Raw genomic sequence first — 21,886 nt, 5'->3', positions numbered from 1 at the left:
AAGACATTTTAAGGATCTAATTATGAGTTATGCAAAATATATTGATCATACTTTACTCGCAATGAATGCGACCGAAGATCAAATTCGTAAGCTTTGTGATGAAGCAAAGGAATATCATTTTTATTCAGTTTGTGTAAATTCAGGCTATGTTCCTTTAGTGGCTAGTTTACTAAAAGATAGCGATGTAAAGGTTTGCTCAGTGGTTGGCTTTCCTTTAGGCGCTATGCTAACTAGCGCTAAAGCCTTTGAAACCGAAATGGCGGTTAAAGCAGGTGCGCAAGAAATCGATATGGTTATCAATGTGGGTTGGTTAAAAAGCAATGATTGGGATGCGGTTAAGCAAGATATTAAGGCGGTATTTAACGCATGTGGCGCTGTGCCATTAAAAGTGATTTTAGAAACCTGCTTATTAACTAAAGACGAAATTGTTAAAGTCTGTGAAATCTGTAAGCAAATCGGCGTTGCGTTTGTTAAAACATCTACTGGTTTTAGTGTATCTGGCGCAACGGCTGAGGATGTTAAGTTGATGCGTGATACCGTTGGCAATGAGATGGGCGTTAAAGCATCGGGCGGTATTCGTGATCGTCAAACGGCTGAAAAAATGGTTCAAGCGGGGGCTTCACGTTTAGGGGCTAGTGCAGGTATTGCGATTGTTTCTGGTGATGCAACTTCGACCAGTGATTATTAATCAATGATATCAATTAATAAGCTACTTATGTAGCTTGTTATTATTGATTTATGGGATCAGCATGGAAACACAATCACAAAAAAGAGTGAATGATCTTATTCAACTTTTAAAAAAAACAGATAAGATTCATTTAAAAGAAGCCGCTAAGTTGTTGGCTGTTTCAGAAATGACCATTCGCCGAGATTTGGGCAATGTTGGTTGTTCCCTAAGTGTTTTGGGTGGCTATGTTGTTAGTGATGCTCGTCATCAAATTACCCCGTATTTTTTGTCAGACCAACAAGATAAACAGGTTTATGAAAAACAATATATTGCCAATATAGCTAGTAAATGCATTGTAGAAAACGATACCGTCTTTTTTGATTGCGGTACGACTATTCCTTTTATTATTGATGCCATTGATGATGAAATAACTTTTACTGCTATCTGTTATTCATTAAACGCATTTTTAGCATTACAAAATAAATCTAATTGTAAGACAATTTTATGTGGAGGTCATTATCAGGCTAATAATGCGATTTTTAGCGCTATTGGACAGCATAGTGGATTAAATTCGATTTGCCCAAATAAAGCATTTATTTCGGCCGCAGGGATTGATATTGAACAAGGTGCAACTTGTTATCATTTTGATGAACTTGATATGAAATTGCAGGCTATAAAAAAATCAGGTCAAAATATTTTGATTGCCGATCATACTAAATTTAATCAAGTTAAACCGGCTTTTATTGGTGAGTTAACTCTGTTTAATCAAATTATTACAGATAAAGTGCCAACCAAGGAATTTATTAATTTTTTAGCTAATCATAATATAGATTTAATGTATTAATATGAAAAATATCACAATTTTAGGTTCGACAGGTTCAATTGGTTGCAGTACGCTAGCGGTTATTGCTCAAAATCCACATCTATTTAAAGCTTATGCTTTAGTAGGAGGTAATAATGTTGCCAAAATGACTGAGCAATGTCTGGCTTTTAAGCCTAAATACGTTGCCATGGCAACAGCGCAAGCTGAGATGGCATTAAGAGCAAATCTTGCCAATCTAAAATTGGATATTGAAGTGTTAAGTGGTGAACAAGCCATTTGCGAATTAACGCAGTTACCCGAGGTCGATCAAGTGATGGCCGCAATCGTTGGAGCCGCAGGATTAAAACCAACTCTTGCTGCGATTAAAAAAGGTAAGCGTATTTTGTTGGCCAATAAAGAATCGCTAGTAACCTGTGGACATTTATTTATGCAAGCGGTTAAAGAGTATGGTGCTGAGTTGTTGCCAGTAGATAGCGAACATAACGCTATTTTTCAAAGTTTACCAACGACGGTACAGCATGATTTAGGTTTTGCTAACCTTGCTGAACATGGTATTACTAAAATCGTGTTAACAGGTTCTGGCGGACCATTTCGCGATTGGGATTTAGCTAAACTGGCACATGTCACCCCTAAGCAAGCGGTTGCTCACCCTAATTGGTCGATGGGTAAAAAAATATCTGTCGATTCAGCAACGATGATGAATAAAGGGCTGGAATATATTGAAGCTCGTTGGCTATTTAATGCTAGTGCCAACGAAATGGAAATTATTATTCATCCGCAATCAATTATCCATTCAATGGTACGTTATCAAGATGGTAGTGTGATAGCTGAACTTGGTGTGCCTGATATGTGCACGCCAATTGCTTATGCCATGTCTTACCCCGATCGTGTTCCTTCAAGCGTACCACCTTTAGATTTTACGCAAATTTCGTCGTTAACATTTAAACAACCTGACTTTGACCGTTATCCATGTTTAAAATTGGCAATCGATGCCTTTAATCAAGGGCAAGCGGCTACCACGGCGCTCAATGCCGCCAATGAAGTTGCGGTTGAAGCATTTTTGCAACATAAAATTGGTTTTATGGATATTGCTAAAAATGTATCAAAAGTATTAGATCAATTGGCTTTCCCTGAGCCATCGACAATTGATGATGTTTTTATGATAGATCAATGGGCAAGATCACAATGCAGTCGGTGTTAAATGCTATTTTATTTTATAAACAGTAATTTAACTAAATAGTTAAGTTATTGAGTGGTAAAGGGCAGTCAATAACAATTATATTTTGAAACTATTGTGCTCAATCTTGCTGCCCTATTAGTAAGTTTTTACTATTTTTATTATGCCATTTGTTTTGCTGTTAATGTTGGATTATCGCTAATAAATGATTGTAAAAATGTACTATCAGGTAGTGCAGTTAATGCGCCTTTTTTGGTTGTAGCTAAGGCTCCACAAGCACTGGCAATGGTCATCATGCTTTCTAACATCAGTTTATCATCAGGCATGCCTGATGATGCAATACTGCTGAGTAATCCTGCGACAAAAGCATCACCTGCACCGGTTGTATCAACACTATTTACATGGTACGAATCAAACGAAAATGTTTTGCCTTGCCATAATACAATGCTGCCATCTTTACCTTTGGTAATTAATTTTAATGATGCTTCATAGTGTTGTTGTAGTTTATTTAATGCTTCACTCCAATCATTGCTTTGAGTTAACCAAAATAGTTCTTCGTCTGATAGTTTGAGGATATCAGCATCATGACAAAATTGGGTAATGGTGGTGCGCATTTCGTCTTTATTGACCCACATCTGTTCGCGCAAGTTAACATCAAAGCTGATTAGGCCATTTTTAGCGGTAAGCTGTTCAATCGCAATTTTAAGTGTTTGACGGCAGGTGTGGCCAACTAGCGCCAAAGAGCAAAAGTGTAAAATATCTTGGTTAAAATTAGGAATTGTTTGCTGAGATAAAAATTGATCAGCTGAAGGTGAAACCAAAAAAGTAAAACTACGTTCACCGTTTTTTCCTAAATCAACAACCACAGTACTTGTTCGATGATGTTCATCTTTTTCAATGCTTTGACAATCAACGTTATATTGGCGGAATGTGGTTTCCATAAAATCACCAAAAGGGTCATTACCAACACGACCAATAAACGCTGAAGGTAACCCTAATTTTGCAACACCAATTGCAACATTTGCAGGTGCGCCACCAGCACATGCTTTATAATTCATATCACCAAATGGCAATAAATCAATAACGGCATCTCCAAGGGACCAAATTTTAGTAGTATTCATTTTTTTACTCGGTTATAGTTATTTACTGCAGTAATCTAGCATAGAGACAGATTTTTAAATTTTTTTGAATATGTCATCTTTTTACTTTTTAGTAAAGCCATTAATACTTAATCTGTTGTTGAATTTATAATAGTCATTTTTTAAAATCCGCCATAGACTAAATCATTTGACAAAAAATTCATTGTTAACGTTAAAAATATGTGACTATCATCACATATTTTATCGCTAATTTCATTAACAGTTAACGTTAACAATTAAATTAAGATACTATTAAATAAAGGTATCTAATATTGGATAAAAAAGGGGTTTTTATGTCTACTGCTATTGATAAAGCCAATCTAGCTGTTAAAAATTTAGAAAAAGTAATGAATAAACAATATTATCCACATTTTCATTTAGCTCCACCAGCTGGTTGGATGAATGATCCTAACGGTTTGATTTATTTTAAAGGTCAATATCATGCCTTTTATCAGCATCATCCTTATGATGAAAATTGGGGACCAATGCATTGGGGACATGCTGTTAGTGATGATTTAATCACATGGCGAAGGTTGCCAATAGCTATTGCTCCCGATCAAGAATTTGATAAGTCAGGCTGTTTTTCTGGATCGGCCGTAGATAATAATGGTGAGTTATGCTTAATTTATACTGGCCATATTTGGTTGAGTGGCCAAGGTTATGATGAACAGATTCGACAAAGCCAATGTCTTGCAACTAGCAAAGATGGCATTCATTTTGAAAAGCAAGGCACAGTACTTATACCTCAAGACGGAGTAATGCACTTTCGCGATCCTAAAGTGTGGCAACAAGATGGTAAATGGTGGATGGTTGTTGGTCAAAGAACGCCAAATAATGTTGGTCAAGTTTTACTATTTAGATCTGATGATTTAAATGAATGGCAATTGGATCATGTTGTAGTGAGTGATATCGATCCTGATGTTTATATGCTTGAATGCCCTGACTTTTTTTCACTTGGTGAAAAATGGGTTTTGATGTTTTCACCACAAGGGTTGAAAGCAAAAGGTTATCAGTATCGTAATCAATTCCAATCAGGCTATATAGTGGGTAATTGGCAACCTGGGCAGCAATTTTCAATAGTTAAACCTTTTCAAGAAATGGATTTTGGACACGATTTTTATGCACCGCAATCATTTCTTGCCGCTGATGGACGTCGTATTATTTTTGCTTGGATGGATATGTGGCAGTCAGCCATGCCAAGCAAAAAAGATAAATGGGCAGGCGCATTTACACTTCCTCGTGAACTGATTTTAGATCAAGATAATAAAGTCAGAAATCACCCAGTAAAAGAACTTGAAGCTTTGCGAGAAAAGCCAAAATCATTTGATGAAATAACACTTAATAGTGAAATTAAAAATACCAATATTGAGTCAATTTGTTGTGAACTTTGTGTTGAATTTGATCTAAAAGAAAGTGATGCTGAGCGTTTTGGTTTGCAACTTGCTGCCACTGAAAATGGTAAACAAGCAACACTACTATATGTTGATTTACAATCTAATCGTATTATTCTTGATCGTAGTTTATCTGGTCTTGAATTAACTGGTTATCGTAGCGTACCATTACCAGAGAGCCAAAAATTAACTTTACATGTGTATGTTGATGCTTCATCTGTAGAAGTATTTGTTAATGGTGATTTATATAGCCTTTCAAGCCGTATCTATCCAAAATTACCAGCAGAGCGAGTAGTTAATTTATTTGCTGAAAATGGTAGCGCCAAAATAACCAAATTAGATAGCTGGCAGTTAAAATCCATTTATGTGTAATTGATGATTGAATTGATCGCCATTTGGCGGTCAATTTAAGTAAGCTATAATGAATTTCTTTCTAAATAAGGTGATGCTACCTGTATTATCTGTTGTTGGTTTTTGTTATTAATTATATGTAAAGCTGCTTGTTCTCCAATCTCATAATGAGGCAATTGCACTGTTGTCAGGGGAGGATAAAACAGTTCACCAGTACCTACCATGTTATCGTAACCTAATACAGCCACATCAGAAGGAATCTGAAGTCCTTGACCAAGTAAAAATTGATAAGCAACAAAAGCTATTCGATCATTACCACAAATTAATACATCAAAATCAGGTTTTTTATTGCAATGCTGTTTGAGTATATCAACCGTCATCATATATTCTTGAGCAAGATTATCTGATAAAGTTGAGGTATGGTAACTAGTAATCTCATTTAAATTGTAACCCGCATCTAACCACGCTTGCTCAACGGCTTTACATCTAATTTTTCCTGCTAATGTGGTTTCTGATAAGTAGATGCATAATGGTTTTTTATAGCCTTTCTTTATTACCTGTTGCATGGCTTGATATTGACCCAAATAGTCATTTGGAATGTAGCAAGCGAGTTGTTTTGAATCGCTTATGCAATTAGCTAATACAACGTTTTTATCTAATAATTTTTCAGGTAGTTCAATTTTTTTTAATCCCATTGTTGTATAGATGATACCGTCAGGGCGATATGACAGTAGGGTATTAATGGCATGATCGGCATCTTTATCATCAAATAAATTAACAATAAAGGTATTCCATCCATGATTTTGTGCGGTCTTTTCTATGGCTTGTAGTAATTCTACCGAAAATGGTGTCATTGCTGTTTCTAATGCCAAAACACCAATTGCACTTGGTCCTGATTTATCACCACGAATCTTTCTTGCCGATAAGTCAGGTACGTAATTAAGGTGCTTAATAGCTTGTTTAACGCGTTTGTAAGTTTCTTTATTTAATTTTTCAGGATTATTTATTGCGCGTGAAACCGTCATTAATGAAACAGAAGCTAGCTTTGCAACATCCTTAAGTGAAGCCATAGTTAAATCCTCTTGTTTTACAAGATAAAAATGATTATCAACCATTACTATGCATGATGATATCACAAATAGAAATGATAAAAAGTGTGAGGTAAGTAACATTTATGATAATTGGTTCTATCTATTTCGTATCAAATATGGCAATAATGTTAATATTAGCATGTTAACGTTAAACTTATTCGATATTTCAACAATATAAGAGTAATAAACATGAATATGATAAAAAATAGAAACTATTGGTTCTCGTCTGGTTACCTTATTACCTTTTATGCTGCGTGGTCGATGTGGTGGTCTTTTTACGCAATTTGGTTAAAAAGTAAAATTGACTTATCCGGTGAGCAGTTAGGTATTGTTTATGCGGCTAATTCTGCCGCGGCCATGTTTTTCATGATTTTCTATGGCATTATTCAAGATAAATTACAAATAGGTAAAGCGGTAGTGACCTTCCAAAGTATTATCATGGTTCTTATTGGTCCTTTTTTAATTTATGTGTATGAGCCTTTATTAAAAAATGATTTTATTTGGGGTGTTTGTTTCGGAGCACCCGTTTTAAGTGCTAGCTTTATTTCAGGTAGTGCTTTGATTGACTCTTTTATTGAACGTATTAGTCGATTATTTGGCTTTGAATTTGGTCCTGCTCGTTTTTGGGGATCATTTGGTTATGCTGCTGCCACGTTTGTTGCGGGTATTTTATTTGGCATTGATCCTCATATTAACTTTTGGATAGCGTCGGGTGTTGCGGTTATCTTTTTTACCATTAATATGATATTTAAGCCAAAACAATATCAAGCATCACCAACTGAAAATAACGATACTGCTTTAGTAGAAAAAACAACGACTATACCAACAATGGGTGAAATTTTATCGTTGTTTGGTTTGAAAAAATTTTGGTTGTTTGTGTTTTTTGTTATTGGTACTTATAGTTTTTATACTATCTATGATCAGCAGTTATTTCCTAATTTTTATACTGGTTTTTTTGAAAAACCAGAAGATGGCTATCAAATTTACGGTTATTTAAATTCCTTCCAAGTCTTTTTAGAAGCAACTTGTATGATTATTGCTCCTTATTTTATTCACAAAATGGGGGCTAAAAAATCGTTATTAGTTGCTGCACTAGTTATGATTTGCCGAATTGCATTATCTGCAACGTTAGATAATATTTATCTGATATCATCCGTTAAGTTATTTCATGCAATTGAAATTCCATTATTTATTTTAGCGATGTTTAAATATATTGTAGGTAATTTTGATGCTCGGTTATCTGCTACACTTTATTTAGTTGGTTTTAATATTTCATCAAATCTTGGCGTTATTGTGTTGTCATGGTTTGTGGGCAAATTATTTGATAATACAGGATATGCGATAACATTTTATGTGCTTGCTGGTGTTGTTTTGATTACTTCGATAATAGCTATATTTACTTTAAGTGACGAGAAAAAAGCAAAACAACAATAATTTTAAATTAGCTCTAATAATTATAAAAATGGGGACATATAGTTTCCATTTTTCTTTTTATTGATGTTAAATCAATACAATCCTTGCTTATAAGGAAAGTTTGCGAAACAATATTAATAATTTTAGTTAATATGTATAGGGAGTTGTAGTGAACGATAAAAAAATAGCTGTGAAACCCGAAATGTTATGGCAAACCATTCGAAAAGAAGCCTCAGAGTTAGTTGAAAGCGAGCCGATGCTAGCTAGTTATTTCCATGCAACTTTACTCAATCATGAAAATTTGGGTAGTGCTTTAAGCTATATTTTAGCTAATAAACTTGTTTCTCAGGTTATGCCCGCTATTGAAATTCGTGAAATTGCTAGGCAGGCTTATCAAGCGGACCAAAATATTATTCAGTCAGCTATATGTGATATCATGGCTGTTTATATTCGCGACCCGGCCACTAATTATTATTCAACACCACTTCTTTATTACAAAGGATTTTTATCCTTGCAAGCTTATCGAATTGCACATTGGCTTTGGAAGCAAAATCGTAAGTCATTGGCGGTTTTTTTACAAAGCCAAATTGCGATTGTATTTGGCGTTGATATTCACCCTGCGGCAAAAATTGGCTGTGGAGTAATGTTTGATCACGCAACAGGTATTGTGATTGGAGAAACGGTGGTAATTGAAAATGATGTTTCTATTTTACAATCGGTTACATTAGGCGGAACGGGTAAAGAAAATGGTGATCGCCATCCAAAAATTCGTGAAGGAGTGATGATTGGAGCTCATTCAACGATTTTAGGTAATATTGAAATAGGCAAAGGTGCTAAAATTGGAGCAGGATCTGTCGTATTAGATCATGTACCGCAGCATACAACTGTTGCTGGTGTGCCAGCAACAGTTGTTGGTTGTCCAGATTGTGAAAAACCGGCGTTAAATATGGATCAAGATATTTAATTGCTAATAAATGATAAATAAACTTCTATTGAAACGGATCAATGAAGTTTTTAATAAACTGTTACTTAGACTTCAGGTTTACATCCATTGTTGGATATGGAATATCGATATTATTTTCAGTTAATCCATTTTTGATATTTTCAAGCAACTTACCTTTTACTACTCCATAATTTTCATTTAATGTCCAAACTAAAACATTAAAATTCATTGAAGAAGCATCTAAAACATCTAATCGAATGGTAGGCTCTTTTGAAGTTAATATATTATTAGTTTTATCAACAGCTTGTTTTAATACTTGATAAACTTTTTGAATATCTGAGTTATAACTAACATTTATTACCAGATCTAAACGCCTTTCAGGCAAACGTGTATAGTTAATAATATTGGCACTAACTACCTGGCTATTAGGGATCACCACTAGTTCATTAGTGGGTGTAACAATAGAAGTTGAAAAAATTTGGATAGAATCAATAATCCCTTGCTGGCTATTGATAACGACCATTTCACCCACTTTAAATGGACGAAAAATAATTAAAATAACACCAGCTGCAAAGTTAGATAGCGAGCCTTGTAATGCTAAACCAATCGCTAAACCAGCAGCACCGATAACAGCAACAATTGAGGCTGTTTGTACCCCTAATTGACCTAAAACAGCAACCAATGTCACTAAAAAGGTTGCATAGTATGATAAAGCACTGACAAATTTAACAACAGTTGGATCAACATGCCGATTTGTTAATATTCTTTTTAATTGGTTACTAATAAATTTAGCGATGGTTCTACCAATAACAAAAATAATAATAGCAAAGCAAAAATGAGCGATATAGCTAAATACTACCCCATCATATTTTTTGATAAATGAAAGAGTATAATTTAAAAAATCTTCAAAATTCATATTATTATCCTCATCAATAGGTAATAAAAATTTTTTATTAAAGAATTTAATTATGAAATTGGTTAAAGCAGTTGCTTGGTTAATAAATTCCAACGTATATCAAAATTAGTTGTTGGTAGATATTTAAAACCTGAACGAGAATAACGTGCCATCATTCCCTCGCAAAAAGCTAATAATTGGCTAGATAAAATACGTTCATCAGTTATGAAGGCAATACCTTCACGAATTTTTCGCTCACGTAAAACTTGTTTAATTTGAGTTTCAATACGTTCAAATAGTTGGCTAATTCGTTCTTGTAATTGTTCTTGTTCAAACATTAATGCATGCCCCGTCATAATTCTGGTTAATCCTGGATTCTTTTCAGAAAAACCCAATATCAAGGCAAGAATAAGTTGTAACCGAGTAAATGTATTTGATTCTTCATGCATTATCACATTTATACGGGATAACAAGATATCTTCAATATAGACAATTAAACTTTCAAACATTTTTGTTTTACTCGGAAAATGTCGATATAAAGCTGCTTCAGAAACACCTACTGTTGCAGCTAATTTGGCCGTAGTTATTCTTTGAGTGCCTTCATTAGATTCAAGCATTTTTGCCAATGCTTGTAAGATATCTTCTTTGCGATTTCTATTTTTGCTACTCACGATCATTTTTTACCCGAATGTCCAAAACCACCTTCGCCTCGTACTGATTCAACAAATTCATCAACAATGTTAAATTCGGCTTGTACAACCGGAACAATGATTAGTTGAGCAATTCGATCGCCTGCTTCAATCACAAAAGGAGTTTGGCTTCGATTCCAAACAGGAACAAATAGTTGTCCTTGATAATCTGAATCAATCAAACCCACCAAATTACCAAGTACAATACCATTTTTTGAACCAAGCCCTGAACGCGGTAACACTAATGCCGCTAAACTAGGATCAGCAATATGCATTGATAAACCAGTCGGCGTTAAGATAGTTTCTCCTGGTTTTATTTCAGTTGTCTTATCAAACATTGCTCTTAAATCAATGCCAGCTGATCCTTCTGTTGCATATGTTGGTAGTGGAAATTCATTACCTAAACGTTTGTCTAATACTTTTATGTCAATTTTTCTTTTCATCATGACTCACTTTATATCGTGTTATAACAGTTTGAAGTAACTGTGTTGCTAATTGGTTTTTACTGCTTAATGGTAACGTTTGCTCGCCGTTTTTCCAATATACTGTTAACGCGTTTTGATCAGAGTTAAAACCGATAGTTTTATCGGAAACATCATTAGCGCAAATTAAGTCTAAGTTTTTATTGGTTAATTTTTTTAGTGCATAAGCTTTAACATCGTTAGTTTCAGCGGCAAATCCTACCACAAAAGGGCGATGTGTTTTTAGTGCTGCAATATTAGCTACAATATCGGGATTTTTAACTAATTCAATTACAAGTTCATCATTATCGTCTGTTTTTTTGATTTTTTTTGTCTTAATTGTTTTAGCATGATAATCAGAAACCGCAGCACAAGAAATAAAAATAGCTGAATTTTGAGCGTGATTTAATGCTACTTCATACATCTGTTTAGCACTTTTAACATTAATTCGGTTGACATTATTTGGTGTATCTAAGTGAACAGGTCCACTAATTAATGTGACATTGGCACCCATTTGAGCAGCGGCTTTTGCAATTGCAAATCCCATTTTACCTGAACTGTAATTACTAATATAACGAACTGGATCGATTTCTTCGATTGTTGGGCCTGCTGTAATGGTAATTGATATATCTGAAAGTGCTGAGGTTGATTTAAAATAGTGGGTTATTTCCTCAACAATAGTGAGTGGCTCAAGCATACGTCCTGGTCCAACATCACCGCAAGCTTGAAAACCACTGTCTGGACCTAAAATTAAGGTATTTCTTGACGCTAATACAGATAAATTCTGTTGAGTTGCGGCGGCTTTATACATTTGTTGATTCATCGCCGGAGCAATGGCAATTGGCGAAGATGTTGCTAAACAAATTGTTGATAACAAATCATCGGCAATACCATTTGCCATTTTAGCAATAATATTGGCGGTTGCAGGTGCAATTAATACTAAATCTGCCCATTTGGCAAGTTCAATATGACTCATAGAAAGCTCGGCCGATGGATCAAAGAGATCGCTAGAAACCTGATTGCCAGAAACAGCTTGAAGCGTCATTTTAGTGACAAAATGGCTAGCAGAATCTGTCAAAACTACATGCACTTGCGCGCCAGATTTTTTTAAATGGCGAACAAGGTCAGGACATTTATAAGCGGCAATCCCACCAGTAATCCCTAACAAAATACGTTTACCCGATAGACTCATGATCATGCTTCCTTCACACCAAAAATGAAAGCGTTATATTACCACAATTAAGTTAGATAATAAGTAGCTCTTTCGCATTGGCTAATGTTGCATCTGTAATTTTATCGCCGCCTAATAATCTCGCTAACTCGTTTAACCGTCCATTTTCGTTTAATTTTTGCATATCTGTAGTGGTTTTTTTACCATTAGTTTGTTTACTAACAAAATAGTGTTGATTAGCTTGTCCTGCAACTTGTGGTAAATGAGTAACGGTAATTACTTGAGTTGATTGTCCAAGCTGTCTTAATAGTTGCCCCACTTTTGCGGCGGTTGGACCGCTGATCCCAACATCGATTTCATCAAAGATTAAAGCTGGCGTATCCATTTTTTGCGCAGTTAAAACTTGAATTGCCAAAGCAATACGCGATAATTCCCCACCCGAAGCAACTTTAGCCAGTGGTTGGGGGCTTTGCCCTGCATTAGTACTAACTAAAAAAGTGACTTGATCAGCGCCATTTTCATTTAATCGATTTTCGTCAAAAGCAATATCGATACTAAATTGTCCATTAGGCATAGATAATTCATGCATAATAGTGGTTACTTTTTTAGCTAATGTTTTTCTTATCGTTAATCTTTTTTGATGCAATTTTGTAGCAATTTCAACGGCAATTTGATGGTATTTAGTAATATCATTTTTAAGTTGTTCACTTTGTTCATCTTGCTGATTAATTTGTTTAAATTCAGCTAACAAAGTTTGATGTAAATCTGGTAATTCTTCGGGAGAAACATGATGTTTACGCGCCAAAGCAATCTGTTTAGATAGCCGCTGTTCTAATTGCATGACTCGAGCAGGATCGAGCTCTAAACGCTCGCTATAGTGGCGCAGTTCATCACTTGCCTCTTTAATTTGGATTGAGGCTTCTTCTAACATGTTATAAACGCTATTTAAGCAAGGGTCGAGTTCAGCTATTTCTTGAACGCTGTTTTTTACACTACTTAGTAAGCTATTAACATTATAATCATCAGCTTCATCTAATAGCATGACTGATTGTTGGCTAAGATTAATTAATTGTTCACTGTTTGATAATCGTTTGTACTCTTCATCAATTTGTTGAAATTCCCCTTCAATGGGCGAAAATTCATTAAGTTCTTTTAATTGATATTGCAAAAGTTGCATATGTGCATCACGCTCTTGCCTTGTTGTTTCGTATTGCTGGTAAGCCCGTGTTGCTTCTTTCCATTTCTTATAGGCTTGATGCATTTGATCAAGTAGTGTTGGTTCATTCATATAATGATTTAACAACAACTGCTGATAATCACTGCGTAACAGGCGCTGATGCTCATGTTGCCCATGAATTTGAATCAACATTTGCCCCAAATCTTTTAATTGCGAAATAGGAACAGCTCGACCATTAATAAACGCTTTAGAACGCCCATCTTGATTAATTACTCGTCGCAAAATGCACTCATTGCCCTCATCAAGTTGGTTTTCGCTTAGCCAATCAAAAGCCGCTGGCGTATCATCAAGCACAAAACTTGCAGAAATATCAACACGATCAGCGCCATGTCGAATAGATGAAGCATCAGAACGATTACCTAAACATAATCCCAATGCATCAATAGCAATCGACTTCCCCGCTCCTGTTTCCCCCGTAATAGCGGTCATCCCAGTAGTAAAGTCGACAAGAAGTTGATCTACAATAGCAAAATTATTAATAGTTAGTTGAGTTATCATAATAAATTAATACATAAGGCTAGTTATAATATTGGCAGTATAGCAGTAAAAATACTGTAAATAAATACAGGGTTGTGTTTTTGTTTTTTTGGGAGGGGGGAAGATATATAGGTATAAAGTGACTTTTTTATCAATATTGACAGTATTAGATTAATTGATTTATCTTTTAAAAAATTAAATAAAAAGAGAAATAAAATGGGGTTACCTAAAGAATTTAGAGCTGAAAAAATATTAGCATTGGAAAATGAATTTAAAAAATTTGAAGTTGAGTTGTTAGAAAATTTAACTAATGAAGACTTTAAAATATTAGGTATGTATATACAAACTTACAATTTTATTGATTTAAACATTAGGCGTTGTTTTAATATATTAAAAGAAAAGGGAATTTTAATTACAAGCCAAAAAGAATTACATATTATTCCTAATTTAGTTAATAAAATTATATCTTGTCTTTCAGAATTAAATTTAAGCTATGAACAAAGAAAAGAAGCAGAAGAGAAACTTGAAGAAATAAAATTTCGAAGAAACCATAGAAATATTTTTGCTCATTTTGCTGCAAAAAGAATTCCTAATCAAGATGCAATAGTTTTTATGACAAATGACCCAATAGACATGAAAAAGATATTCAAACGAATAAGTCCTTCTGATGCAATTTTTTATGCTATATATGATATTGCTGATATAAGAGGGTTAGTTAACCACATATTATCATATGAAAATTGGTTAGCTGAATTTACTTCAATGATTATTAGAATATAAGGCTCTATTTTAGGGTCAATTTTACTTTGCTTCCACCATCACCTTAACTGTGTGCCCTCTAAAATATTTTTAATATTTTAAACTGCTAACTTTTTATATACAAATCTATTCAACAACTCAACAAATTTGTACAACTCTTAAGGATTTACCATGATAGATCAACTTTACACTTTATCTATCAAATTTTAAAATAACACTAAAATAATATAACACGCTCTATTTGCGCTGAACATTTGTTAATCAAATAATCCGACCTGTTCACCTTTTAAGTTATATTTTTATAAAAAACATCCATAATTCCACACCATTTAACTAAACTTATATAATTACCACCAACCCAACTTATTCTTCTTTTATCCAAAATTACACAGGAGTATAATTTAATTACTTATTTATTTTTTAACTATGGAAAATCAAGTATGTTTGGAAATAAAACAAATCGCCAAGTCATTATTTGGACAACAATCATTGGTGGTTTTATTAGTGCTTTAGTTAAGTGGGGATCCGAGGTTAATATGCCTCCTCGTGTCCCGGGTGAAATATCACCACCAGCGGCACATATCGATGCATGGCTTGGGTGGTTAGGGATTAATTCTCATTCACTTGATTATATTTATCAAACGGCAACTGTTTCTGGTGCGGTAACGCTTTATCACTGGTTATTTAGTTTTGCTTTCGCTTTTGTTTATGTGGCTGGTGCATATTATTGCAACAAAATCCGACTGTGGTATGGCGCAGTTTATGGCACAATTATTACTATCTCTATGCATGGTTTTTTAATTCCATTACTTGGCTTTCGTCACCCTGCTTATGATGCCGAAGGTACTGTTGGTTGGTTATGGAATTTAAATGGCTATGAGCTTTGGAGTGAAATTTTGGGTCATATTTATTGGGGCGTTTCAATTGAAATTTGTATGATTGCCGTTCTTGCCCATTTTTCAAGACCTATCCGTGGTGAGTGGCGTCAATAATTTAAGTTAGAATCATTTAATACTAAATCCTACTATTTAACTATAGTCGGATTTTTTTATTTTATTAGATATAGTTAAAAACTATATTAACCAATAAAAAACTAGAATTATTCAATACCTATTTTTTTTGTTATCTTTTTCATCACTAAAGAAAATGGATAAAAAGGAAAACAAAAAATGAATACTGCTGTTATTGGTTACCCTCGAGTCGGTAAGCTTCGTGAGCTTAAATTTGCAACAGAAGCCTATTTTAAAGGTAATAAAACACAAGCTGAGTTATTAAACGAAGCTAAAGCACTACGAGCTGAGCATTTAAAACAACAAGCGGCTCAAAAAATTGCCTTTATTTCATCTAATGATTTTTCATTCTATGATGCGGTGTTAGATACAGCGTGTTTACTTAATGTTATTCCCAAACGCTACCAAGATTTAGGTTTACCTGAACTTGACCGTTATTTTGCGATGGCGCGTGGTTATCAGGGTGAAAAAGGCGATGTGCGAGCACTCGCTATGAAAAAATGGTTTAACACCAATTACCACTATTTAGTACCTGAAATTGAAGATTCAGTACAGATTAAATTAACAGGCACTAAACCTTTTGAGGAATATCAAGAAGCTAAAGCGTTAGGTGTGCAAACCAAGCCTGTTGTGATTGGTGCATTAACCTTTTTTAAATTAGTCCAGTATTTAGGTAAAAAACAGCTTGTTGATTTTAAAGCCGATATTATTAAAGCTTATCAAGACATCATCCAAAAGTTCACAACGCTTGGTGCTGAGTGGATCCAAATTGATGACCCCATTTTAGTCACTGACCTAAATAAAGATGATATCGCTTTATTTACCGAACTTTATCAAGCGATTTTATCGGTTAAAGGTAACACTAAAGTTGTTCTACAGACCTATTTTGGTGATGTGCGTGATTGTTATAAAGAACTTGTCGCTTTACCTTTTGATGGTATTGGCCTTGATTTTGTTGAAGGTAAACAATCATTAGCTTTACTTGAAAACAATGGTTTCCCTGCCGATAAAGTCTTATTTGCTGGAGTGGTAAACGGAAAAAATATCTGGAAAAACAATTACCAAAAAACCTTAGCATTACTTGGCAAAATTAAACAAAAAGCCGCAAATATTGTAATCAATACTTCTTGTTCATTACTGCATGTTCCTTATACATTGCAAAATGAGGCCAAATTAACCATTCAACAACGCGCTTATTTTGCTTTTGCACAAGAAAAGCTACAAGAACTTGCCGAACTTGGTCAATTATTTAAGGATGCAAATCCTGAAAATAATGCTGCTTATAAAGCTAACCAAACATTATTTACTCGTGAACGTGAGGGCGCAAATCAAGCTGTACGCCAAAAAGTGGCCGAATTAAAAGATTCGGACTTTACTCGTTTACCTGAATTTTCAGTGCGTGAAGCAGCGCAGAAAAAGGCCTTTAATTTGCCACTATTACCAACAACCACGATTGGATCATTCCCACAAACACCTGATGTACGTTTAAATCGTGCTAAATTCAAAAAAGGTGAAATTTGCCTGAACGAATATACTGAGTTTAATCAACAAAAAATTGCGCAGTGTATTAAATTACAAGAAGAAATTGGTATTGATGTGTTAGTACATGGTGAATTTGAACGTAATGACATGGTGGAATATTTTGGTGAAAGCTTAAATGGCTTTGTGTTTACTGAAAAAGCATGGGTGCAATCTTATGGTACTCGTTGCGTTAAGCCACCAATTGTTTGGGGTGATATTTCACGCTCAAAACCGATTACTGTTGCATATTCAAAATATGCACAAAGCCTGACAGACAAACCAGTTAAAGGTATGTTAACAGGACCTGTGACTATTCTAAATTGGTCATTCCCTCGAGAAGATATTTCTCAAAAAGAATCAGTATTCCAAATAGCATTAGCAATTGGTGATGAAGTATTAGATCTTGAAGCAGCAGGTATTAAGATCATTCAAATTGACGAAGCGGCATTAAAAGAAAAATTACCACTGCGTAAAGCCGATTGGAACAGTGAATACCTTGATTGGGCGATCCCTGCGTTTAGATTGGTACATAGCAAAGTGCAAGCAGATACGCAAATCCACACTCATATGTGTTATAGCGAATTTACCGACATTATTAAAGATATTGATGCAATGGACGCCGATGTTATTTCGTTCGAGGCTTCTCGCTCTAATTTGCAGTTGATTGACGTACTTAATGCAAACAACTTCAAAACTGAAGTGGGACCAGGGGTTTATGACATCCATTCACCACGTGTACCACCAGTAGCCGAAATCAAAGCAACGATTGAAAAGTTACTAGCGAAGATTGATAACCAAAAATTGTGGATCAACCCAGATTGCGGTTTAAAAACTCGTGGCGAAAAAGAAGTGGTTGAAAGCTTACAACATTTAGTACAAGCCACTTTAGAAGTAAGAAAAACACTGAATTAAGCACTGTTTTTACAAGGTTGTTGAGTTTTTCATTAACAAAGCAGACTTTGTTTAGCCTTACGTTTCCGCCGCCTATTTGGGCGGCGCAAGTGTCAATAAGGAAAATAAGTGACATAACCAATGGATGAAACAAATGAAAACAAATCTACTATTTAATAAAAAAACCGTGTTCTCCTTTGAGGTTTTTCCCCCTAAAAAAACCTCACCTTTAGAAACAATTTATAGTACATTGCGTGAACTTGGTTATTTTAAACCTGATTTTATCAGTGTCACTTATGGTGCGGGTGGTAGCTTAAATGGTCAAACCACAATTGATATTGCCCACTCAGTCAAGCACACTTATGGCATTGAAAGCGTCGCTCACTTGCCGGGGATCAATTTTGATAAAGCTGAAATGCAAAAAATCCTACACGATCTTAAATGTGCAGGAATTGATAACGTGCTTGCTTTGCGTGGTGACATCAGCCCGAATGTGCAACCTAAAGATGACTTTCGCTTTGCCAGCGAACTGGTGACATTTATTAAAGAAAACAGTGATTTTAACGTGATTGGTGCATGCTATCCCGAAGGACACCTTGAAGCAGCAACACTAAAACAAGATCTGATCCATTTAAAAGAAAAGGTCAATGCAGGTACTGATCAACTTATTTCACAGCTATTTTTTGATAATGACTACTTTTATACATTTTTAGATAAAGCTCGCGATATTGGCATTAATGTTCCAATAGAAGCTGGCATCATGCCAGTGACCAATAAAAACCAAATTGAACGTATGGTATCGATGTGTGGGGTAAATTTACCTAAAAAATTCAAACAAATGATGGAAAAATACGAATACCACCCAGAAGCATTTCGTGATGCCGGTATTGCTTATGCAATTGATCAGATTGTTGATTTGGTTTCACAAGATGTCGATGGCATTCACTTATACACCATGAACAATAGTTACATAGCGAGACGCATTAGCGAAGCAGTATCAACATTGCTAGTAGTGCCAAAATCGGAATAGCGATGGTATAAAGATAAAGTGTGTTGTTTGGAGTACTATGGCGTTGTTATGGACAAGCTAAAATTGGTTGCGGGGGCTGGATTTGAACCAACGACCTTCGGGTTATGAGCCCGACGAGCTACCAAGCTGCTCCACCCCGCGTCAAAGAAGTGGATATATTATAGCAATAAAATAATAAAGCAATACTTTTTTTACTAAGAGTTATATTTTTAAACATTCTTGAGTAAATATGGATTATTTTTTTACATAAAAAACCTAGCCATACTAAAATAACAATTTCCATATAAATTTTTGATTTTAAGTAAAAGTATTAAAACAAAAATTTAAGGAAAGGCGATTTCAATGATAATGATTATCTTAAATTGCTCGATGATTTAACAGTGTAGTTTGCTGATGAGAATTTTCCTATTCATTCTTATCCTGAATTTTATTTAACTGCAATGCGTAACAATGAAAATGCGATAATTGGATAATGCCACCTTATTATCCAATTATCAATGACAAAAATTTACTTTAAAATTTATTAAACAACTTTGCGAACAACTTGGTTCAAGTATATCTTTTCACAAAGACCTCATTAAGCAATATTGAACACAATTTGAAGAGCAATTTCCAAACAATAATGTAATTGATTAATGGGTTAGCTCCGCCTTGCAGCAATTAAGAGATAAAGGTTATTTGTTATTTTTAAAAAAAGAAAATACCAACTGTTAAGTAATGATACTGACTATAAAACTCAAGATTATTTTAATAACCAAGATATTACTGAATCCTTAATCATAAAACGATCTTATACCCATATTCAGTCAGTTTATCCAGGTAATGGGGGTATCTTACCTGCTAGTGAACTGATGGCTGTATCAGAATGTCTAACACATCACTATTAAAGTCATCAATCACATTTATGGTGTGATTAGATAGTTACAAATTAAAGATGAAATCATCTCATGGAATTTAGGTATCTGAATTCTTTTCAGCTTTAATACTGTCAATGCATCAAAAAGCATTTATTTCTTCCTTCCCATTTGTTTTAAAAAAACTTGCTGCTATATAAACAGTTCAGGCAGAGTAATTTCATGATAATCAATCTGAAATTGCTTGGATATTTGTTGGATAATCGCCGTTAAGCGTAAGTAATGTCGATGGCTGAAACCGGGATAGATATGGTGAGTTAGGTGTAAATTGAGCCCGCCTAACCAGTATTCTATAATAGGATATTTTAATCGCCAATTAAGCGCCGTATTAAGTACATGTTGTGTTGAACCATGTGGCATAAGCCCATCAGTGGGCGCTAGGTAAAAATTGGCTTTTTCCCTGTGGGTACCAAGAATCAGTATTATAAAGATCATTGAAGAGCACAGTTGACTTAGCCCATAGGTGATGAGAATAAATCCTACACTGAATTGAGGACAAATAACTAAAGAAAATGGGAGTTAATCGAGCAGATAAGAGTGAAATTTATACAATCATTTGAGGTAGGAACTATAAGAGTAGAAAAAGCTATTTGTAATCAATTTGGTACTAGATTTTTTGATAGTGAATATGCTAGACCTATGGGACAATATTTATTTGAAACTTTTACTCCACAAACAAGCAGAGCAAATTTAGCTTTACCTCCTGTTTAAAATAAAATGGAAGGAATCAAGCAATGGAAAATAAAAGAAGGTACGACCATAATTATTAGTAAAGCGACACCTCAATTGAAAAAGGCGCTCAATATATTGGAAGGGCAGAACAAATTTTTGTATTAACACATTGGAAGTTTAGATGTTTATTATAAAAGTTGAAGAATTATGAAAAAAGTAAGTGAAGAAAAAAAAGCCTATGTAAAAAAGCTTTGCGAAGAAGGCATTAATAGAATTGATAATATTTTTAAGAATTATTCATTTGATGATGAGTATGAAAATATACCTGTTGGAGCTTTAAAAAATGTTAAAGATGAATTTATTAAAATGCTCAATACTCTCGATAAGAGGCAATATGCACCTATTTACCCTAGATTTTTATTAGATTATCCATCAAGTGAATTAAGAACTTACTTTATTCATATAGCAAATGAATATGATAAAAAAACATAAAACTTCAAAAGCATACTTTACTGATCGTTTTTTATTATGACAACGAGTAACTAGACGGGCTTTATTATAATCCTGAAACCGGCTTATATATTAGCCAAGATCCGATAAGGTTATCAGGAAACAACCCGAATTTTTATGCGTATGTGCATGATTCGAATACGATGGTTGATGTGTTCGGGTTACTGAATGAATTTGAGATAGCAGGTTATGGTAGTGCACTGCATGCTAAAGATGGATTGTCTGCTCATGAACTACTTCAAAACGCATGGTTACGTAATAATGGCGTTGTTAAAGGCCGAATGTCTAGCATAGCTAAAACTAATCCAGCTATGGCTCTTCAAGAAAATATGATGCATAAAACAATTTCTAAACTACAAGCAAAATATGGTTTACATAATCCAAATATATTAAAATCCCAAACGGCGATACAAAATATCAATAGAAATACAGCAATAACTAGACGTGGCATATATGAAGATTTAGTTAAAAATAGAGGTTGGGATCCTTCTAATGCTAAAGATTTTGCAACTAAAAAAGCTTTAGAATTAAGAGAAGAAGCTATAAATTTTGCTAAAAAGAATAATTTAATAAAATGTAATTAAATATGAATTTAACAGCTAAAATTAGTCAAGATACTAAAGAAAACATAATAGGTAGAATTGGAGGAAATAT

21 protein-coding genes and 1 tRNA gene are annotated in these 21,886 nt (G+C 34.4%); 13 read left to right on the top strand and 9 right to left on the bottom strand.

Annotation, left to right across the window (positions count from 1 at the left end; all coding sequences use genetic code 11):
* Window positions 1–22: 22 nt before the first annotated feature.
* From deoC to ispC, 3 genes are all read left to right on the top strand, one after another.
* Window positions 23–688, top strand: a complete 666-nt coding sequence (deoC, locus tag A9G48_RS09685; RefSeq protein ID WP_034947521.1) for a deoxyribose-phosphate aldolase — start codon at window positions 23–25, stop codon at window positions 686–688.
* 61 nt (window positions 689–749) lie between these two features.
* Window positions 750–1,511: a DNA-binding transcriptional repressor DeoR gene (gene deoR / locus A9G48_RS09680; RefSeq protein ID WP_034947519.1), complete on the top strand. Its 762-nt coding sequence runs from the start codon at window positions 750–752 to the stop codon at window positions 1,509–1,511.
* 1 nt (window position 1,512) lies between these two features.
* A complete protein-coding gene (ispC, locus tag A9G48_RS09675) occupies window positions 1,513–2,691 on the top strand; it encodes a 1-deoxy-D-xylulose-5-phosphate reductoisomerase (RefSeq protein ID WP_034947516.1) in 1,179 nt (392 codons plus the stop codon).
* 137 nt (window positions 2,692–2,828) lie between these two features.
* On the opposite strand, the gene A9G48_RS09670 is transcribed toward ispC, so the two are convergent.
* Entirely contained in the window at window positions 2,829–3,788 is a 960-nt protein-coding gene (locus tag A9G48_RS09670; protein ID WP_065576130.1) for an aminoimidazole riboside kinase, read from the bottom strand.
* Window positions 3,789–4,099: 311 nt separating this feature from the next.
* Here A9G48_RS09670 and A9G48_RS09665 point away from each other — a divergent pair, with 311 nt between their 5' ends.
* Window positions 4,100–5,569 (top strand): glycoside hydrolase family 32 protein, encoded by a 1,470-nt coding sequence (locus A9G48_RS09665; protein ID WP_034947511.1) that lies wholly within the window; start codon window positions 4,100–4,102, stop codon window positions 5,567–5,569.
* Between the two features lie 44 nt (window positions 5,570–5,613).
* On the opposite strand, the gene A9G48_RS09660 is transcribed toward A9G48_RS09665, so the two are convergent.
* Window positions 5,614–6,618 carry a LacI family DNA-binding transcriptional regulator gene (locus A9G48_RS09660; protein ID WP_034947509.1) on the bottom strand — a complete coding sequence of 335 codons (1,005 nt, stop codon included), beginning with the start codon at window positions 6,616–6,618 and terminating at the stop codon, window positions 5,614–5,616.
* Between the two features lie 210 nt (window positions 6,619–6,828).
* Between A9G48_RS09660 and A9G48_RS09655 the strand changes: the two genes are divergently transcribed.
* Window positions 6,829–8,073, top strand: coding sequence for an oligosaccharide MFS transporter (locus A9G48_RS09655; RefSeq protein ID WP_034947507.1), 1,245 nt, complete (start codon window positions 6,829–6,831; stop codon window positions 8,071–8,073).
* A gap of 181 nt (window positions 8,074–8,254) precedes the next feature.
* Entirely contained in the window at window positions 8,255–9,016 is a 762-nt protein-coding gene (gene cysE / locus A9G48_RS09650) for a serine O-acetyltransferase (RefSeq protein ID WP_051825419.1), read from the top strand.
* Window positions 9,017–9,077: 61 nt separating this feature from the next.
* On the opposite strand, the gene A9G48_RS09645 is transcribed toward cysE, so the two are convergent.
* The 5 genes from A9G48_RS09645 to recN all read right to left on the bottom strand — a co-directional run bounded on the left by A9G48_RS09645 (window position 9,078) and on the right by recN (window position 13,946).
* The gene (locus A9G48_RS09645; protein ID WP_065568929.1) at window positions 9,078–9,911 is read right to left on the bottom strand and encodes a mechanosensitive ion channel domain-containing protein; all 834 of its coding nucleotides are present in this window, start codon (window positions 9,909–9,911) and stop codon (window positions 9,078–9,080) included.
* 62 nt (window positions 9,912–9,973) lie between these two features.
* Entirely contained in the window at window positions 9,974–10,567 is a 594-nt protein-coding gene (gene slmA / locus A9G48_RS09640; RefSeq protein WP_065576129.1) for a nucleoid occlusion factor SlmA, read from the bottom strand.
* Window positions 10,564–11,022, bottom strand: a complete 459-nt coding sequence (gene dut, locus A9G48_RS09635) for a dUTP diphosphatase (RefSeq protein WP_034947500.1) — start codon at window positions 11,020–11,022, stop codon at window positions 10,564–10,566. The genes slmA and dut overlap by 4 nt, the downstream gene beginning before the upstream one ends.
* Entirely contained in the window at window positions 11,006–12,232 is a 1,227-nt protein-coding gene (coaBC, locus tag A9G48_RS09630) for a bifunctional phosphopantothenoylcysteine decarboxylase/phosphopantothenate--cysteine ligase CoaBC (RefSeq protein WP_065576128.1), read from the bottom strand. Before coaBC ends, dut begins: the two co-directional genes overlap by 17 nt.
* Window positions 12,233–12,284: 52 nt before the next feature.
* Window positions 12,285–13,946 carry a DNA repair protein RecN gene (gene recN / locus A9G48_RS09625; protein ID WP_065576127.1) on the bottom strand — a complete coding sequence of 554 codons (1,662 nt, stop codon included), beginning with the start codon at window positions 13,944–13,946 and terminating at the stop codon, window positions 12,285–12,287.
* A gap of 195 nt (window positions 13,947–14,141) precedes the next feature.
* Here recN and A9G48_RS09620 point away from each other — a divergent pair, with 195 nt between their 5' ends.
* From A9G48_RS09620 to metF, 4 genes are all read left to right on the top strand, one after another.
* The gene (locus tag A9G48_RS09620; RefSeq protein ID WP_065576126.1) at window positions 14,142–14,705 is read left to right on the top strand and encodes a hypothetical protein; all 564 of its coding nucleotides are present in this window, start codon (window positions 14,142–14,144) and stop codon (window positions 14,703–14,705) included.
* 419 nt (window positions 14,706–15,124) lie between these two features.
* Window positions 15,125–15,676, top strand: a complete 552-nt coding sequence (locus A9G48_RS09615; protein WP_034947488.1) for a YagU family protein — start codon at window positions 15,125–15,127, stop codon at window positions 15,674–15,676.
* A 177-nt stretch (window positions 15,677–15,853) separates the two neighbouring features.
* Window positions 15,854–18,127: a 5-methyltetrahydropteroyltriglutamate--homocysteine S-methyltransferase gene (gene metE, locus A9G48_RS09610; protein ID WP_065576125.1), complete on the top strand. Its 2,274-nt coding sequence runs from the start codon at window positions 15,854–15,856 to the stop codon at window positions 18,125–18,127.
* Between the two features lie 133 nt (window positions 18,128–18,260).
* Window positions 18,261–19,136: a methylenetetrahydrofolate reductase [NAD(P)H] gene (gene metF, locus A9G48_RS09605; protein WP_065576133.1), complete on the top strand. Its 876-nt coding sequence runs from the start codon at window positions 18,261–18,263 to the stop codon at window positions 19,134–19,136.
* A 64-nt stretch (window positions 19,137–19,200) separates the two neighbouring features.
* On the opposite strand, the gene A9G48_RS09600 is transcribed toward metF, so the two are convergent.
* Window positions 19,201–19,277: transfer RNA gene (locus tag A9G48_RS09600), tRNA-Met, on the bottom strand.
* Window positions 19,278–20,182: 905 nt separating this feature from the next.
* On the bottom strand, window positions 20,183–20,518 hold the full coding sequence (locus A9G48_RS09595) for a fatty acid desaturase (RefSeq protein WP_255305663.1): 336 nt from the start codon (window positions 20,516–20,518) through the stop codon (window positions 20,183–20,185).
* Window positions 20,519–20,587: 69 nt separating this feature from the next.
* On the opposite strand from A9G48_RS09595, the gene A9G48_RS11830 reads away from it, so the two are divergent.
* The 3 genes from A9G48_RS11830 (at window position 20,588) to A9G48_RS11710 (ending at window position 21,816) form a co-directional block, all read left to right on the top strand.
* Window positions 20,588–20,761 carry a hypothetical protein gene (locus tag A9G48_RS11830; RefSeq protein ID WP_202807469.1) on the top strand — a complete coding sequence of 58 codons (174 nt, stop codon included), beginning with the start codon at window positions 20,588–20,590 and terminating at the stop codon, window positions 20,759–20,761.
* A 168-nt stretch (window positions 20,762–20,929) separates the two neighbouring features.
* Window positions 20,930–21,214: a hypothetical protein gene (locus tag A9G48_RS09585; RefSeq protein ID WP_034947484.1), complete on the top strand. Its 285-nt coding sequence runs from the start codon at window positions 20,930–20,932 to the stop codon at window positions 21,212–21,214.
* A 161-nt stretch (window positions 21,215–21,375) separates the two neighbouring features.
* Window positions 21,376–21,816: a hypothetical protein gene (locus tag A9G48_RS11710; RefSeq protein WP_034947481.1), complete on the top strand. Its 441-nt coding sequence runs from the start codon at window positions 21,376–21,378 to the stop codon at window positions 21,814–21,816.
* Window positions 21,817–21,886: the final 70 nt, after the last annotated feature.

The organism is Gilliamella sp. wkB18, from assembly GCF_001690875.1.
Taxonomy (GTDB): domain Bacteria; phylum Pseudomonadota; class Gammaproteobacteria; order Enterobacterales; family Orbaceae; genus Gilliamella; species Gilliamella apicola_A.
This window is presented reverse-complemented; position numbering and strand designations above follow the sequence as displayed.

What these genes read in the sequence shown, in the direction of transcription:
- deoC (WP_034947521.1), top strand. Translation starts at nt 23, where the DNA reads ATGAGTTATGCAAAATATATTGATCATACTTTACTCGCAATGAATGCG.
- deoR (WP_034947519.1), top strand. Translation starts at nt 750, where the DNA reads ATGGAAACACAATCACAAAAAAGAGTGAATGATCTTATTCAACTTTTA.
- ispC (WP_034947516.1), top strand. Translation starts at nt 1,513, where the DNA reads ATGAAAAATATCACAATTTTAGGTTCGACAGGTTCAATTGGTTGCAGT.
- A9G48_RS09670 (WP_065576130.1), bottom strand. Translation starts at nt 3,788, where the DNA reads ATGAATACTACTAAAATTTGGTCCCTTGGAGATGCCGTTATTGATTTA.
- A9G48_RS09665 (WP_034947511.1), top strand. Translation starts at nt 4,100, where the DNA reads ATGTCTACTGCTATTGATAAAGCCAATCTAGCTGTTAAAAATTTAGAA.
- A9G48_RS09660 (WP_034947509.1), bottom strand. Translation starts at nt 6,618, where the DNA reads ATGGCTTCACTTAAGGATGTTGCAAAGCTAGCTTCTGTTTCATTAATG.
- A9G48_RS09655 (WP_034947507.1), top strand. Translation starts at nt 6,829, where the DNA reads ATGAATATGATAAAAAATAGAAACTATTGGTTCTCGTCTGGTTACCTT.
- cysE (WP_051825419.1), top strand. Translation starts at nt 8,255, where the DNA reads ATGTTATGGCAAACCATTCGAAAAGAAGCCTCAGAGTTAGTTGAAAGC.
- A9G48_RS09645 (WP_065568929.1), bottom strand. Translation starts at nt 9,911, where the DNA reads ATGAATTTTGAAGATTTTTTAAATTATACTCTTTCATTTATCAAAAAA.
- slmA (WP_065576129.1), bottom strand. Translation starts at nt 10,567, where the DNA reads ATGATCGTGAGTAGCAAAAATAGAAATCGCAAAGAAGATATCTTACAA.
- dut (WP_034947500.1), bottom strand. Translation starts at nt 11,022, where the DNA reads ATGAAAAGAAAAATTGACATAAAAGTATTAGACAAACGTTTAGGTAAT.
- coaBC (WP_065576128.1), bottom strand. Translation starts at nt 12,232, where the DNA reads ATGAGTCTATCGGGTAAACGTATTTTGTTAGGGATTACTGGTGGGATT.
- recN (WP_065576127.1), bottom strand. Translation starts at nt 13,946, where the DNA reads ATGATAACTCAACTAACTATTAATAATTTTGCTATTGTAGATCAACTT.
- A9G48_RS09620 (WP_065576126.1), top strand. Translation starts at nt 14,142, where the DNA reads ATGGGGTTACCTAAAGAATTTAGAGCTGAAAAAATATTAGCATTGGAA.
- A9G48_RS09615 (WP_034947488.1), top strand. Translation starts at nt 15,125, where the DNA reads ATGTTTGGAAATAAAACAAATCGCCAAGTCATTATTTGGACAACAATC.
- metE (WP_065576125.1), top strand. Translation starts at nt 15,854, where the DNA reads ATGAATACTGCTGTTATTGGTTACCCTCGAGTCGGTAAGCTTCGTGAG.
- metF (WP_065576133.1), top strand. Translation starts at nt 18,261, where the DNA reads ATGAAAACAAATCTACTATTTAATAAAAAAACCGTGTTCTCCTTTGAG.
- A9G48_RS09585 (WP_034947484.1), top strand. Translation starts at nt 20,930, where the DNA reads ATGAAAAAAGTAAGTGAAGAAAAAAAAGCCTATGTAAAAAAGCTTTGC.
- A9G48_RS11710 (WP_034947481.1), top strand. Translation starts at nt 21,376, where the DNA reads ATGGTTGATGTGTTCGGGTTACTGAATGAATTTGAGATAGCAGGTTAT.